The sequence below is a fragment of the Cyclobacterium sp. 1_MG-2023 genome (genome assembly GCF_030546805.1).
In the GTDB taxonomy this organism is placed as follows: domain Bacteria; phylum Bacteroidota; class Bacteroidia; order Cytophagales; family Cyclobacteriaceae; genus Cyclobacterium.
The window spans coordinates 39,458-55,408 of record NZ_JAUOPC010000005.1; the positions used below are offsets into that span (position 1 = coordinate 39,458).

The window sequence follows — 15,951 nt, forward strand, 5'->3', positions numbered from 1 at the left end:
AAAAAAACATTATGCTTGTACAACAAACTAAACCCGAGCTGTAATTTCACCTTACCCTCAATAGCAAGGGGCTTCAATATAGCACATAAGTGTCATTTAATTCCTTTGGTAATACCACACCCTCTTAGCTTATATTACACAATGGCTTTACCTTTAGGCTATCCTCACATTCTTCCATCAAAACCATGGACGACTTTCCCATCTGTGGATGTACAAAGTCAGGCAAAACCTCTGCCAAAGGAACGAGAACAAAGTTCCTATTGGCTATATGAGGGTGTGGCACTTTCAGTCTTTCGGTATTTATGATTTCATTGTCAAAATACAGAATGTCAATATCCATGGTTCTATCTCCCCACTTCACCTCTCGCTTTCTGCCCAATTGATTTTCTATTTGTTGGATAAAATTCAGGCATTCCTCCGCTTTCATAGACGTATTCAACACAAGCACCTGATTTAAGTACGCTCCATGCGAATTTCCTCCCCAAGCGGCTGTATGATAGATTGAAGAAGCCTTTTCCAAGTCCATTTTTTGGGCGAGTAGTTTGCTTGCTTTGTCGAGCAAAGCAAGCCGGTCTCCCCTATTTCCACCTAAGCCCAATACTACCTGATGCATAAAGAATTAATTAAATCAAACCCAACAGTTTTGTGAAAAATAGGTTAATTTTGAATATTATTAAAAGAGAGCAAAGATATGAAATTTTTGAGCAATGTTTTGGCCGTCATAGTTGGCCTGCTAATTTTCTGGGTAATAGGCTTCTTTTTATTGGCCGGAATCATCGCTATAGGATCCAGTGGGGATCAAGCGACTATTGAAGAAAATTCAGTGCTGCACATAAAGCTCAACGGGATACCGATTGTAGAAAGTGCGCCGGATGATGATCTTGGTTTGCCAACCCTACCTTACCTTGGGAACACCACAACCATTGGACTCAATCAAATAATTAAAGCCATCCGCACAGCGGCAGAAAACGATGACATCAAAGGAATATACCTGGAAAGTGGCATGCTCTCGGCGGGGCAAGCCCATATCCTAGAAATTAGAAATGCGCTCAAGGAGTTTAAAGATAGCGGGAAATTCATTGTGTCTTATTCCGAGTACTATACTGAGCCCGGATATTTTCTTAGTTCCGTAGCAGATGAAATCTACGTGAACCCCATAGGTGATGTTGAATTCAATGGTCTGGCAAGTGCGCCGGTTTTCTTCAAAGGTCTATTTGAAAAATTAGAGATTGAACCTGTGATTTTTAGAGTAGGGGAATTTAAAAGCGCTGTTGAACCATTCATTTTAAAGAAAATGAGTGAAGAAAACCAACTACAGACCAAACAATACCTCAATGACATCAACAATGTTCTCGTAGAAAGTGTAGCTGAAAGTCGTCAGCTTGACCTGGAAAAGATGAGAGCGGTTAATGATGGCATGTTGGTAAGAAATGCTCAAGATGCGCTTGACTACAAATTGGTCGACGGGCTTTGGTATGATGATCAAGTAAAAACACGATTAAAGGAAAAGCTGGGCTTATCAGAAGACAGCAAAGAAATCAATAGCATCGGCATCACAGGAATCAATCAAACTGCAAAAGCAAAAAATCGCCTTTCTGAAAACACCATAGCACTTATTATTGCTGATGGTGAGATAGTGGGAGGTGAAGCTTTGGATCAAATTAGTTCTGATCGCTTTTTGAAAGAAATTAGGAAAGCCAGGAAAAATGAGGATGTCAAAGCCATAGTAATAAGAATTAACTCCCCTGGTGGCTCCGTCATTGCTTCGGAGGTAATTTGGAGGGAGCTTTCTGAAGCCCAAAAAGAAAAGCCATTAATCGCTTCCATGTCCAATTATGCTGCCTCCGGAGGCTACTATATAGCCGCACCGGCAGATACCATTGTGGCCTACCCCAACACCATTACAGGATCTATAGGTATTTTTGGTTTATGGTTCAATGCCAAAGGGTTCTTAAACAACAAACTTGGAATTACTACAGATGAAGTCAAAACAGGCAAATATTCAAACTTGCTTGACCCAACAAAACCTATTTCAGAAGCAGAAAAAGCCATCATGCAAAAAAAGGTAGAAGAAGGTTATGATACTTTTATCAGCAGAGTTTCTGAAGGCAGAAAGATGAGCAAAGAGCAAGTGCTAGCCATTGCCGGAGGCAGGGTTTGGTCCGGTAAAATGGCCAAAGAAAAAGGCTTAGTAGATGTATTAGGAGATTTTGATGATGCTATCGAGATTGCGGCGAAAAAAGCCGGCATAGAGGAGGATTACAAATTGGTGGTTTACCCCAAACAAAAGAGCATGTTAGAACAGATTATGGAAGATTTTAGCACTGATGTAGAAAGCACCTACCAACGAATCAAACTGGGCCAATCCTATGAGATTTTTAAAACCCTTGAAAGACTTGAAAACTTAAAAGGCAGAATGGTACTTTTACCTTTCCAATCAGAGATTAAATAACTAAACATAACAATGAATATTTCCAAGTTTTCAGGATTTAAAGCCGCCATTTTCAATTTATCCGTTTTAAAATTTCAAGTTGCACTGCTCTTGTTTATTGGGATTCAGACCCATGAATTATTTGCGCAGGAAACCTATAATATTGCTACCTACAATATTCGCTATGCGAACCAAAATGATGAAGGAAATTTATGGGAAGATAGGGCTCCACATCTAATAAACTTGATACAATTCCATGAAATGGACATCATTGGCACCCAAGAAGGATTGTTCAACCAGCTTGAACTGGTAAAAGAAGAATTGAATTTTCCATACATTGGTGTGGGAAGAGATACAGGAAAGAAAGAAGGGGAATTTAGCGCCGTATTTTACAATCCCGAAAAATTCAATTTACTCGAACAAAACACCTTTTGGCTTTCACCTACTCCCGAAAAACCATCTAAAGGATGGGACGCCGCTTTGAATAGGGTCTGTTCTTGGGCAAAATTCAAAACCCAAGATGGCCAAGAATTCTACGTTTTCAATGTTCATTATGACCACCGTGGACAAAAAGCAAGAGAGGAAAGCAGTAAATTAGTGCTTCAAAAAATTAAATCAATCAACAAAGAAAACCTCCCTTGTATCCTTACGGGAGATTTTAATATTGAGGATGACAATCCTGCTTATGATGAAATCACCAAGGGGAATTTGATGAAAGACAGTAAAAAAGAATCTATCCTTCCTCCTTATGGGCCATTGGGCACCTTTACAGGGTTTAAATGGGACATGTTACCCAATAAGAGAATCGATTACATTTTTGTAAATGATAAAGTAAAAACGCTTCACCACGGAACAATATCGGATAATTATGGCAAAAAATACCCTTCTGATCACTTTCCGGTAATGGTGAAAGTTCAGCTGGACAATTAACAGGCTAACAACAATTCAGGACTCCTCCACTTGCAAAAAACGGATAACTTTTAGTAATCCTTTCCATAAAGGTGCGCCAAAAAGTATTAATGTATTATTTTTGCACCTCAAAATGATTTAAAATGGCACTACCTACCAAATATACTCCCTCAAATACTGAATCCAAATGGTACCAATACTGGATGGAACATGGAATGTTTCATTCAGAACCGGACAGCAATAAAGAACCTTATTCCATTGTAATCCCCCCTCCCAATGTGACCGGGGTGCTCCACATGGGACATATGCTTAACAATACCATCCAAGACATCCTTGTGAGAAAAGCGAGAATGGAAGGGAAAAATGCCTGTTGGGTTCCCGGTACCGACCATGCATCTATTGCCACTGAAGCTAAAGTGGTGGCCATGTTAAAGGAAAAAGGGATAGAAAAAAAATCACTTAATCGAGAATCTTTTCTCACCCATGCATGGGAATGGAAAGAAAAATATGGTGGTATCATCCTTGAACAGCTTAAAAAGCTAGGTGCTTCATGTGATTGGGAAAGAACCCGATTCACCATGGACAAAGATCTGAGCGAAGCTGTTATTAATGTATTTGTTGACTTACACAAAAAAGGCAAAATTTACAGGGGCATAAGAATGGTAAACTGGGACCCCAAGGGTCGAACAGCACTTTCTGATGATGAAGTAATTTTTAAAGAAATTGCTTCAAAATTATACTACATCAATTATAAGATTGAAGGTGAGGATGAATACCTTACCATAGCCACCACCAGGCCGGAAACCATTATGGCGGATGTGGCCATATGTATTCACCCGGAGGACCCAAGATTCACACATTTAAAAGGAAAAAAAGCGATTATCCCATTGATAAATAAGCCGATTCCAATCATTGAAGATGCCTATGTCGACATGGAGTTTGGTACCGGTTGCTTAAAAATCACCCCGGCCCATGATATCAATGATTATGAGATTGGGATCAGGCATCAACTTGAAGTCATCGATATCTTAAGTGATGATGGGACTTTAAATGAAAAGGCTCAATTGCTGGTAGGTGAGGACCGGTTTATTGCGAGGAAAAAGATTGCCAAATTATTAAAGGAGGCCGGACAGCTACACAAAGAAGAAGCTTACACCTCAAACGTAGGTCATTCGGAACGCACAGATGCAGTAATCGAGCCGAAATTATCCATGCAATGGTTTTTGAATATGGAGGAAATAACCCAGCCTGCACTTAAAGCAGTGATGGACGATAGTGTCAAGCTATTCCCTCCTAAATTCAAAAATATGTACAAAAGTTGGATGGAAAATGTAAGGGATTGGTGCATATCAAGACAACTGTGGTGGGGCCACCAAATACCTGCATATTACCTTCCCAATGGAGAATATGTGGTAGCATCAACCATAGAAGAAGCCGTACGACTGGCCAACGAAAACCATGAAGGAGAATTCACTGCTTCAGACCTGAGGCAAGATGAAGATGTATTGGACACTTGGTTTTCTTCTTGGTTATGGCCTATTTCAGTTTTTGATCCTGACTTTTTTAAAACAGGTGAGAAAAATAAGGACTTGGCCTATTACTATCCTACCAATGATTTGGTAACTGCACCGGAAATTCTATTTTTCTGGGTAGCAAGAATGATAATTGCCGGCTATGAGTACACAGGAGAGAAACCCTTTAGAAATGTTTATTTAACCGGGATAGTAAGAGATAAACTCGGGAGAAAAATGTCTAAATCATTGGGCAACTCACCTGACCCACTGGAGTTAATTGAACAATATGGTGCGGATGGGGTAAGGACCGGAATGCTTTTCAGTAGCCCTGCAGGAAATGACTTGCCTTATGACGAAAAGCTTGTAGAACAAGGACGAAACTTCTGTAATAAAATATGGAATGCCTACCGGTTAATTGAGGGGTGGGAAGTGACTGATAAAGCAGGCGCCAACAATGACACTGCCATTGCCTGGTTTGAAAACCGATTCAATCAGGCCCTTCATGAGATTGCTGATCATTTTCAGAAATTCAGAATTTCAGACGCCTTGATGTCAGTGTATAAATTGATATGGGATGACTTCTGCTCCTGGTATTTGGAAATGATAAAACCCGAATACCAAGCACCTATTGACAAGGCAACAAAAGAGCAGACCATAGTTTTCTTCGAAAACCTTATGAAGGCTTTACATCCATTTATGCCTTTTATTACCGAGGAACTTTGGCAGCAGTTGGGTGACAGGAAAGAAGGGGACGCCATAATGATCTCCTCTTGGCCTCAATCTGGCGAATTTAACAGCCAAATCATTGAAGAAGCTTCCAAGGTATTTGAAATAGTATCGCAAATTCGAAATGTAAGGGCATCCAAAGGAATTTCCCCAAAAGAGTCTTTTGAGCTGACCATTCATACTTCAGATACTAGCCTATACGATAGATATGGGGATATTATTTCAAAATTGGCCAATATTTCCACCATACAATTTGGTGAGAATGTAGCCAACGCCGTTAGCTTCGTGGTTAAATCAGATGAATTTTTCATTCCATTGAATGAAAAGATTGACCTTGAACAAGAAAGAGAAAACCTTCAAAAGGAATTGGATTACACTTTGGGATTCTTGAAAGCTGTTTCCAAAAAACTGGAAAATGAACGTTTTGTCAACCATGCTCCTGAGGCCGTCGTTGCTAGGGAAAAGAAAAAAATGGAAGATGCTAAATCTAAAGTAAAGGCCTTAGAAGACAACATTAAAAAACTGGGCTAAAAAAAAACTCCTTTAATTCCCGATATAAAATTATTCTATTCTAAATCGGGAATTAAAGGAGTTATACAATAATAGGGAAAAACCTTAAAATTATTTTTATTTTACTGTTCTGAAAGTTCTGTCATACAGATCTACAGCCTCAGTAATAATTCGCTTGGCATCTTCTTTACCAAGAAAATCCTCCACTTTCACTTCTTTATTTTCGAGTTTCTTATAATCCTCAAAAAAACGATGCGTTTCTTTCATCAAATGTGGAGGGAGTTCTGAAATATCTTCGTAATAGTTCACGGACTGATCGTCGGCAGCTACAGCAATGATTTTATCATCTGCCTCTCCCCCATCAATCATTCTCATTACACCTATAACTTTGGCTTTGACAAGCGTCATAGAAGGTATATCAATTTGGGAAATAATTAATATATCTAGCGGATCATGGTCCTCACAGAATGTTTGAGGAATGAAACCATAATTTGCCGGATAATGGACTGCTGAAAATAGCACCCGATCCAACAAAAGCATACCTGATTTTTTATCAAGTTCATACTTACCTTTACTTCCTTTGGGTATTTCAATTACTCCCGTTACGTATTCCGGTGAGTCGTCCCCAATACTTACATCATGCCAAGGGTTAATCATAAAAAAACATCTTAATTGATAAAACTAATGTTGCAAATTACCTCCATTTTATATCTCAACAAAGGAATTAATAAAATTTAAAAAGGATTTAAAGATATTCTAGCTTACCGGACAGTAGAAAATTGTGAACATTATATAAAACCATTCCTAAACCAATAGTCCGAGAAAAATAAAATATCACAAATAGCACAGAATCAAAGGTCTAACAAATTTGGAAGGTGTACAAGAACTTCTGTACCATTTCCGGGAGTTGAATTGAGTTCCACCTTTCCTTTGAGTTGTTCTATAGACTCTTTCACCATATAGAGACCAAGTCCTGAGCCTACGTTTCTTTGTGTAGCTCTATGAAAAAGATTGAACACATCATCTTTGTGTCTATCTTCAATCCCTATTCCATTATCAGAAATTTGGATCACTGCGGTTTCCTGGTTTGCGTTGATGTCAATTTTTATCCATTTGCCAGGTTCATCCTTCTGAAACTTAAAGGCATTACTAAACAAATTATTAAGAATCACCCTGATTTTTGATTCATCAGAATGAAAAGATTCCTCCTGTTCAATTGCCACGAATAACTCAATTCCTGCGAGGTTCCATTTTGTCTTGTACTCAGCCAGTAATTGGTCCAAAATTCCATTGAAATTAATGGCTACAACTTTGTTTTCAATTTTTGTCGACCTGTAAAAATCCAGCATTTTATAAATAAAGTCATCCAGCTTCAATGTAGCTGAATCAATCATTTCAAAATATTCAATAATCCCCGGATCCGAAACTTCCATTTTGGCTAATTTGGAAATACCCGATATACTCATGAGGGGACCACGTAATTCGTGCGACAAACTGTAAACAAATTGATTCATTTCTGAGTGCAGTTTCTGCAATCGTGTATTCTTTTCTTTAAGTTGCTTTCTTGCGTCAAAGATTTCGGCCGCATTCAGTATCGCATTCTTAATCTGCTCAATATTCCAAGGTTTGTCAATAAAGCGATAAACCTCTCCTCTATTGATAGCATCTATTACACTTGAGATATCAGAATAGCCGGTTAATAGTATTCTGATAGGATCGGGATTAATTTCAACCAGCTTTTCGAAAAACTCAACACCTGTCATTCCAGGCATTCTTTGATCAGCTATGACCACCTGAAATTCATAGGTTTTAGCAAGGACCAAGCCCTCCTCAGCATCCATCGCTGTTTGTACCTTAAACTCTTTCCTCAATGCTGCCTTGAATGAATTTAGATTATTATCCTCATCATCAATGTACAGCACATCGATCCTTTTCCTCATTTGTTATCCTTTTTGGTTAACCGGCAATCCTATATAAAAAACTGTTCCTACATTCTCTTCAGATTCAACTTCTAAGGTTCCTTTATGGTTTTCTAAAATAATGGTATAAACGATAGAGAGTCCAAGTCCGGTACCTTTACCAACTGCTTTCGTGGTAAAAAATGGGTCAAAAATTTTCTCTTTGACACTTTCCGGCATTCCAATACCGTTGTCCTTGATTTCAATAATGACAAATCCATCTTTAAAGGAGGTGCTAATTGTAAGTTCAGGCTCTCTTCCTTCAATGGGATGATCTAGTAGGGCATGAATAGCATTGCTAATAATATTCATAAACACCTGATTTATTTTCCCAGCAAGACACTCTACCATAGGAATCTCCTCGTAGAATTTATTCACTTTAATCCTCCCAGAAATAGTACTATTTAGAAGGATCAATGTACTATCCAAACCTTCACGTAAGTCAACTTCTTTAACATCTTGTTCATCTACTCGAGAAAACAATTTTAATCCACGTACAATTTCAACGGTCCTTTTGGCACCATCTTCCATACCTGTCAGCAACTGTTCCACTTCTTCCAAAAGGTAATCAAACTCAATATCTTCTTCCAATTCCTCTATCTCCTCTTTGCTTTCTTCTGAAAACTCAAGCTTACCCTTCTCTCTGTAAACATCCATCAACTCCAAAATATCCTTCATGTCTCGCTTCAAAGGTGATATATTGGAACTCACAAAGTTAATTGGATTATTAATCTCGTGGGCAATCCCTGCTGTTAACTGACCCAAAGATGCCATTTTCTCCTGATTCACAAGCTGGGTTTGCGTGTTTTGAAGGTTTTTGAGCGTCAATTCCAATTCCTCTGTCCGAGACTTCACCATTTTTTCCAAATAAATATTTTGCTCTTTTATTAACCTTTCATTTTCTTTTACCGCCTCTAATTTATCTATTTGCTCTTTTTCTTTTTCTTTCTTTAATATATTGATTTTATCAGCCAATGCAAAAGAAAGTAACAAGGCTTCAATAGCTGTTCCTGCCAATAAAGGGGCATTTGCAAAAGAACCAAGATTAATGATCATCAAATTGTGAAGGATATACACCACCAAACCAATCAACAAAAAGCTCCATGCCAATAAAAAGAAATAGGCCGACCGAAACCCATCTTTTGCAGCAATTATTCCAATGGTGAAAAAACAAATGGCTAGAATTAGTCCATTTAAATCCATTATAGAATAACTGACCTCAATAACCCCAAACAACCTTAATAGCAGCGCAATTATATAAAAGATAGGGATGAGATAAAGGTATTTCTCGTATTTTGGTACATATTCATCTGTTTTTAAAAACAACTGAATGAAAGGAATCACAAAAATACTCGACAATGTAGTAAAGCCAATAATGCTAACTTCGTAAAGAAATGCATTCTCATTGAGAATAAAGAACGAATGACCGGAAATTGATAGTTGAGCTAGAGCAATAAACAATATATAAAAGCAATAGAATAAATAGACCTTATCTTTTACCGAAAAATAAAGTATTAAATTATAGATAAAAAGGGCAATCATTATCCCGAAGTAAACACTTATGAGAATGAGCCTAAAACTATAATTTTGAAAATAAGAAGAATAAGGAAAGATATAAGCCTCAAATTTTAAAGGAACCTGCGAGGCAATTCTTAAAACTACGGAAGGATTGAGCTCTTCATCTATTCCAATATTAAAAAAAGGATTTGGGTTTTTCAGTGGGTTTGAATTCCCTGCCATCGTACCTGCAATTTCTTTGGAAACCAGATCACCATCCTTGTCGAACCGAAACATTTCTACTTCTCTAAAACCAGGGTTGGTCAGCTCAAGGATGTATAGGCTGTCTGAATTCAGCCAAGTAAAGTCATTGAGATCCAATTTAACAAACAAATTTTTGCTGATTGCCCCAAAATCAATTCCTCCGAAGGCGACAGAATCAAAGGAATCCAAGCTTGATTCATTATTAATTGGGGTGTTTTCACCTACATAATAGGTGTAATGGCTAAACCTTAGTTCATCATCCTGCTTAAGCACCCCTAAGAAATAGATGGTAGGTACGATTAGCACCACCAAAAACAAAAATGTTAAAGTTGCATATTTAAAATAGGGCTTATTCTTTTTCATTGCTAGGCTTTGGGACTTGAAGTTCAAACTGTAATTCCATTTCCCCCTTCGGACCACTCTCTACAGTATTAAAATTTATTTTATTCCTCAATTCAAAAATGTAATCTCTTTCTGCCTCCTGTGCTTTAGACAATTCATTAATATCATTTATCTCTAAGGCGGTTGCAATAAGCCCTTCTTTGGGGTAGTAAAAGGAGCCTTTGTCCCCTAATCCTGTAATAATTTCATAGCCCACGCTTTTCGATATGCTTAAGGTCACAGGAGAACTCAACCCGAATAGCTTTTTCAGATTCAATTGAGGTAGAATTGCGATCCCCACCCGTACCAAATAAATGCTTCCTATCCCATATCCTGCCACTTCTCTACTGTTCCAAAGGCCACAATATTCAGCCACTTCCAAATCTTTAAACGATGAAAGATAGTCTTCAATCTTTGGATCTATATCTTTGATCGCCAATTCAAATGGTAATGGGAAATATTCGGTTCTAAGCTGGATTCTTCCTCCACCCAAAACTCTTTGGTCGTCCATAGATTCAAAAAGGATCAGATACACATGAGGATTAAGAGCCCATGATCTATCAGCTGATGTTACTTTAGTTATTCCGTAAGATTCCAAAACCTTATGGTGACCAAAAATGTACTTCTCTGTAGCCTCGACATCATCTATTGCCCTAACTATCCTTACTCTAACTTTCATTAAAATTGATTATCTTGTCTAAATCAACATAAAACCTTCCTGAATCTATTTTTTGATCCAATAATAATAGTCTTGCATAATGGCAACAAGCAGCCCCTCCTAAAAACACAGAAGATGCCAACTGAGGCCAAGATGTAATGGTTTTTCCTAGTTCGGAAAAACTGAATTTTACTCTTGGTGAAAGATTATCAAACTGCAGCAATGACATCATCATTTCTTTGCCACTCTCAGACAATCTTGACATAATATTTTCCTCAGGCCCAAATTTTTCCAGTAAACCATGAAAAATTAATCGGTCGGGTTCCAAATCAAACCTCTCGATGTCCATCATACCACGGTCACTGGTATCCATTAAGACAGGTATTTTAAGCGCCTTCGCTTTGATTCTACTCAAGAGCTTAATCGGTAAACTATCACATTCTTCAATCAATAGATCCATTTTTCCGTTTAAGTTAAAAAAATCATTGATATTATCCTCAATAATCCCTTCATTATATAAGGTAACTTTCAAATAGGGGTCGATTTCAGCTATTTCTCTCGCAACAATCCATGATTTCTTCAATCCGATGTTATAAACACCAGTTCTTATGCGATTCATATTACTCAAATCCAACCTATCGAAATCAGCAATTCTAATCTCTCCAAAACACCTTTCCATGGCCAAACTTATGGCCACACTTTGCCCTACCGATAGACCAATAATCCCTACAATTTTCTTTTGTAGCAACTCCTGTTCTTCATCAGTAATTTTATAGCGATTTCGTATGGTTCGTAATGTTACAAATTCTTTTTCCTCCAAAATTCGGACCACCGTATTTCTCCAAGGGTAATAAACCCACACGCCATTATCAGCTGCGGGCAAACCTGAGTTAGAATAGTATTCTTTAATTTTTTCTTCCGTCTCCTCCTGAGACAGTGTTCTTGATGGATTTTGTGCTTTGATAAGTTCCGCTAGCTGTAAATCAAAGGAATCAAAAAACATTACTTTACCTGTTGCTAGAAGTTTTTTGAGGTCATTTTTATCCTCCTCTTTTTTTGGGGAGAATAAAACAGGCTTGAAGGACTCATTAAACTCACTAATCTTAATTGAGTTTTCCATAAATTTTAATAACTAAAAAAGGAGATAATGTAGGTAAAGTTATATTTTTGTTATTACAAATAATCAAGTGAGAAGAATTAATTTAATATTTTTTGCAATTCAGTTTTAATTCATTAATTTATAAAATAAACTTTTGAATATAACTTAATTAAGCTTAAACTAGTAGATTGTATTTATAAACAGGCTAATTCTGCTTAAAATTAAAAATTCAGGTTTTAAATCTTTGAAATTAATCGCGGTATTTCGATATTTAAGGTATGGAAAAAAATAAGATCAGAATCCTTTATGTGGATGATGAGGTCAATAACTTGAAAGCGTTTAAGGCCACTTTTAGAAGAGATTACAAGATTTTTTTAGCAGATTCTGCTGATGAGGGTAGGGATATTTTACTTCAGGAAGACATTGATATTATCATTACTGATCAAAGAATGCCTAAAGAAAATGGCGTGGATTTCCTTGAATCAATCATCCCCATGCACCCTGACCCAATGCGTATCCTTTTAACAGGATACACTGACATTCAGGCAGTTATCGATGCTATTAATAAAGGAAAAGTATACCACTACTTGACCAAACCTTGGGAAGAAGACTACCTTAGAACGGTTGTAAAAAATGCTTTTGAAGTATTCTCGCTAAGGAAGGAAAACAAACAATTGACCGATAGCTTATTGAAGGCAAATGATCAACTAGAATTTCTTCTTAGACAAAACCTTCTATCCTAGTGGCTTGCCGGGTAGTCAATACCTGGCAGCCAATAACAATTGTAGTTCTTTATGGGTCATTTGAAATTTTCTGGCTAAATGTGCATTCGTAAGGCTTCCTCTATAAGTGTATACCCCCTTCATGAACCATTTATAATTAAATACCATCTCTTCTGCTCCTCCTATATCTGCCATTTGTAGCAAAATCGGTGTGAAAATATTACTTAGTGAATAAGATGCTGTTCTTGACACTCTGGAGGCAATATTCGGCACGCAATAATGAATTACGCCATGTTTTTTAAATACAGGTTGATTATGGCTGGTCATTTCTGCAGTTTCCACACAGCCCCCTTGGTCTATGCTCACATCAATGATGATACTACCTTCCATCATCTGAGAAACCATCTCCTCAAAAACCACTATTTTGGACCTTCCTTTTTCTGCCCTAAGCGCCCCAATTACTACGTCTGACTCCTTTAAGGCCTGACCCAATACATAATTGTCAATGGTAGAGGTAAACACTTGTTGCCCTAGCACCTGCTTTATACGCCTTAATTTATATATTTGGTTGTCAAAAATTTTTATATTGGCTCCAAGTCCCAGTGCCGTTCTGGCAGCATATTCAGCCACTGTTCCTGCGCCTATAATGACGACCTGAGTAGGAGGCACTCCGGTAATTCCTCCTAAAATCAAGCCTTTCCCATCATTCACATTGCTTAGATACTCTGCAGCAATAAGCATTACCGTACTACCTGCAATTTCACTCATGGCTCTAACCACAGGCATCCCCCCCACTTTGTCCTCTAAATTTTCGAAAGCCACAGCAGTGATTTTTTTTCGATTCAACTGATGGATAAAGGCAGCATTTTGTTTTCCCAATTGAAGGGCAGAGATTAGACATGACCCCTGCCGCATATAATTAATTTCCTCTTCGGAAGGTGGCTCCACTTTCAAAATCACCTCTGCATCAAAGGCCTCTTTACTGCTATAAACGACCTTGGCACCTGCATCTGCATAATCCTTGTCTGAAAATTTAGAGAATTTCCCTGCATTTGCTTCCACAACCACACGCTGCCCATTATTAACCAATAAGGCCACCGCCTCCGGCGTGAGTACCACCCGTTTTTCTTGATCGGCTGTTTCTTTGGGTATCCCAATCAAAACAGGGGGACCCTTCCTTTTTAACCGGTCCATAGATTCTTGGGTATACACAAGTGGTTCTTCGGCAATTTCGGTAAAACCTGACTTACCTATCATTGGTTGATGGTTTTAATGGCAATAATTCTTTTTTCATCACTTTCACTTTCAATCGAAATCAATGCAAACTCATCCGGCAAAAACATAGGGATTTTCTCGGCCCATTCCACAAAACAATAACTCCCACTAGCAAAATATTCTTCAATTCCCATATCAAATGCCTCCATGGGATCCTCTATCCTGTAAAAATCAAAATGGTAAATTGCATCGCCTGTTTCACCTGTATATTCATTGACTATAGAGAATGTAGGACTACTGACAGCATCCGCTATTTTGAGTTTTTCACAGATTGCTTTTATGAGCGTGGTCTTACCTGCTCCCATATCCCCTTGAAAAACCCAAACTTTTTTATCCTTGCATAAAGCTATTATTTTTTCAGCAATATTTGGGACTTCGCTAATATGATCACATTGAATCCGCTTCAAACAAATTTTATTTTGGCTGCAAATGTACGATAGGAATAATCATTTCCTCCAAAGAAACGCCCCCGTGTTGAAAAGTATCCCTGTAATAGTTTACATAGTAATTGTAATTATTAGGATAGGCAAAGAAATAGTCTTCAACCGCAAAAACATAACTGGAGGAGATATTTAATCGAGGTAGTCTGGCCTCATCAGGCTTGTCAACCTCAAATACTTTCCCAGACTCAAAATTAAGATTTTTTCCTTGTTTATACCTCAAATTGGTAGTTACGTTTCGGTCCCCAATGATTTTATAGGGTTTGTTTACCCGCTTGGTCCCATGGTCTGTAGTTACAATTACTTCTGCACCGGCAGCACTTATCTTTTTAAATAGCTCAAACAATGAACTATGAAGAAACCAACTGGTAGTTAAAGAGCGATAGGCAGATTCATCCGGAGCTAACTCTCGGATCATTTTCATATCCGTTCTTGCATGTGACATCATGTCCACAAAATTGTACACAAGCACATTCAACTCATTTTTCATCAGATTAGGAAACTGATCCAAAACTGCCTTTCCCTGGTTCGTTTGTATGATCTTGTTGTAGCTGGAACGTATTGAAAGCCTGTTCTTTTTAAGGTTTACATTTAAAAACTCCTCCTCGTGATTGTTTTTACCTTCATCTGTATCTTCCCCTTCCCATAAATCCGGGTGAGATTTGGCCATTTCCAGAGGCATCATACCGCTAAACAAGGCATTCCTTGAAAAGGCTGTGGTGGTAGGCAGTATACTGTAATAGGTACCATTTTCTTTCACTAAAAAATAATCCCTGAGTTGATTTTCAATCATTTCCCATTGATCCAATCTCAAGTTATCAATCACAATAAAAAACAGGGGTTTGTCCTTTTTCAGTTTAGGGAAAACATGCTTCTTCATCACCTGATGTGATAAAACAGGCTTACTTATTTTCGGCAAGTTTAACCAATCCAAGTAATTCTCTTTAATGAAACGTGCAAAGTTTGCATTGGCTTCCACTTTTTGAGATTCAAGCACTTCCTGCATGCTTTTATTTTCCGTCTCATCAATTTCCAGCTCCCAATAAGTAAGCTTCTTATAAATATCTACCCATTCCTCATGATCAATGGCATCATTATATGCCATGCTAATGTTCCTAAAATCTTGTTGATAGGAGAGATTGGTCTTCTCGCTGATCAACTGCTTATTTTGCAGGATTTTTTTAACAGATAGAAAAATTTGATTTGGATTGATCGGCTTGATTAGATAATCGGCAATTTTACCTCCGATGGCATCATCCATGATATGCTCTTCTTCACTCTTGGTGATCATCACCACAGGTATCTGAGGCTTTAAGGTCTTGATTTGTTGTAGGGTTTCCAAGCCTGTCATCCCTGGCATCATCTCATCCAAAAAAATCACATCAAAATTATCTTCTTCCACTTTCTCAACAGCATCCAATCCACTGTTTACTGTAACAATATCATAACCTTTTTGCTTTAAGAATAAAATATGTGGTTTTAGAAGATCAATCTCGTCATCTGCCCATAATATTTTGAAATTTTGCATATCAATTGGTTTAATTCTTTTTTAGTTTAATTACTTTTG

General features: G+C 37.7%; 13 protein-coding genes. 4 read left to right on the forward strand and 9 right to left on the reverse strand.

Annotation, left to right across the window (positions count from 1 at the left end; translation table 11 throughout):
- Positions 1-124: 124 nt before the first annotated feature.
- On the reverse strand, positions 125-613 hold the full coding sequence (folK, locus tag Q4534_RS08875) for a 2-amino-4-hydroxy-6-hydroxymethyldihydropteridine diphosphokinase (RefSeq protein WP_303612815.1): 489 nt from the start codon (positions 611-613) through the stop codon (positions 125-127).
- A 78-nt stretch (positions 614-691) separates the two neighbouring features.
- Between folK and sppA the strand changes: the two genes are divergently transcribed.
- The 3 genes from sppA (at position 692) to Q4534_RS08890 (ending at position 6,111) form a co-directional block, all read left to right on the forward strand.
- Positions 692-2,452, forward strand: a complete 1,761-nt coding sequence (sppA, locus tag Q4534_RS08880) for a signal peptide peptidase SppA (protein ID WP_303612816.1) — start codon at positions 692-694, stop codon at positions 2,450-2,452.
- 12 nt (positions 2,453-2,464) lie between these two features.
- Positions 2,465-3,361 (forward strand): endonuclease/exonuclease/phosphatase family protein, encoded by an 897-nt coding sequence (locus Q4534_RS08885; protein WP_303612817.1) that lies wholly within the window; start codon positions 2,465-2,467, stop codon positions 3,359-3,361.
- 122 nt (positions 3,362-3,483) lie between these two features.
- Positions 3,484-6,111 carry a valine--tRNA ligase gene (locus Q4534_RS08890; protein ID WP_303612818.1) on the forward strand — a complete coding sequence of 876 codons (2,628 nt, stop codon included), beginning with the start codon at positions 3,484-3,486 and terminating at the stop codon, positions 6,109-6,111.
- 96 nt (positions 6,112-6,207) lie between these two features.
- On the opposite strand, the gene Q4534_RS08895 is transcribed toward Q4534_RS08890, so the two are convergent.
- The 5 genes from Q4534_RS08895 to Q4534_RS08915 form a co-directional block, all read right to left on the reverse strand.
- Positions 6,208-6,747, reverse strand: coding sequence for an inorganic diphosphatase (locus Q4534_RS08895; protein WP_303612819.1), 540 nt, complete (start codon positions 6,745-6,747; stop codon positions 6,208-6,210).
- Positions 6,748-6,941: 194 nt separating this feature from the next.
- Entirely contained in the window at positions 6,942-8,030 is a 1,089-nt protein-coding gene (locus tag Q4534_RS08900; protein ID WP_303612820.1) for a hybrid sensor histidine kinase/response regulator, read from the reverse strand.
- 3 nt (positions 8,031-8,033) lie between these two features.
- The gene (locus Q4534_RS08905) at positions 8,034-10,172 is read right to left on the reverse strand and encodes a 7TM diverse intracellular signaling domain-containing protein (protein ID WP_303612821.1); all 2,139 of its coding nucleotides are present in this window, start codon (positions 10,170-10,172) and stop codon (positions 8,034-8,036) included.
- Positions 10,159-10,869 carry a hypothetical protein gene (locus Q4534_RS08910; protein WP_303612822.1) on the reverse strand — a complete coding sequence of 237 codons (711 nt, stop codon included), beginning with the start codon at positions 10,867-10,869 and terminating at the stop codon, positions 10,159-10,161. Before Q4534_RS08910 ends, Q4534_RS08905 begins: the two co-directional genes overlap by 14 nt.
- Positions 10,859-11,968: a ThiF family adenylyltransferase gene (locus Q4534_RS08915; protein WP_303612823.1), complete on the reverse strand. Its 1,110-nt coding sequence runs from the start codon at positions 11,966-11,968 to the stop codon at positions 10,859-10,861. Before Q4534_RS08915 ends, Q4534_RS08910 begins: the two co-directional genes overlap by 11 nt.
- A gap of 257 nt (positions 11,969-12,225) precedes the next feature.
- On the opposite strand from Q4534_RS08915, the gene Q4534_RS08920 reads away from it, so the two are divergent.
- A complete protein-coding gene (locus Q4534_RS08920; protein WP_149391960.1) occupies positions 12,226-12,690 on the forward strand; it encodes a response regulator in 465 nt (154 codons plus the stop codon).
- A gap of 15 nt (positions 12,691-12,705) precedes the next feature.
- Here the strand turns inward: Q4534_RS08920 and Q4534_RS08925 are convergent, their stop codons facing one another.
- The 3 genes from Q4534_RS08925 to Q4534_RS08935 are packed head-to-tail and all read right to left on the reverse strand — an operon-like array spanning position 12,706 to position 15,912.
- On the reverse strand, positions 12,706-13,863 hold the full coding sequence (locus Q4534_RS08925) for an alanine dehydrogenase (protein WP_407933570.1): 1,158 nt from the start codon (positions 13,861-13,863) through the stop codon (positions 12,706-12,708).
- 59 nt (positions 13,864-13,922) lie between these two features.
- On the reverse strand, positions 13,923-14,351 hold the full coding sequence (gene tsaE / locus Q4534_RS08930; RefSeq protein ID WP_303612825.1) for a tRNA (adenosine(37)-N6)-threonylcarbamoyltransferase complex ATPase subunit type 1 TsaE: 429 nt from the start codon (positions 14,349-14,351) through the stop codon (positions 13,923-13,925).
- Between the two features lie 7 nt (positions 14,352-14,358).
- Positions 14,359-15,912, reverse strand: a complete 1,554-nt coding sequence (locus tag Q4534_RS08935) for a bifunctional response regulator/alkaline phosphatase family protein (protein ID WP_303612826.1) — start codon at positions 15,910-15,912, stop codon at positions 14,359-14,361.
- Between the last annotated feature and the right edge of the window lie 39 nt (positions 15,913-15,951).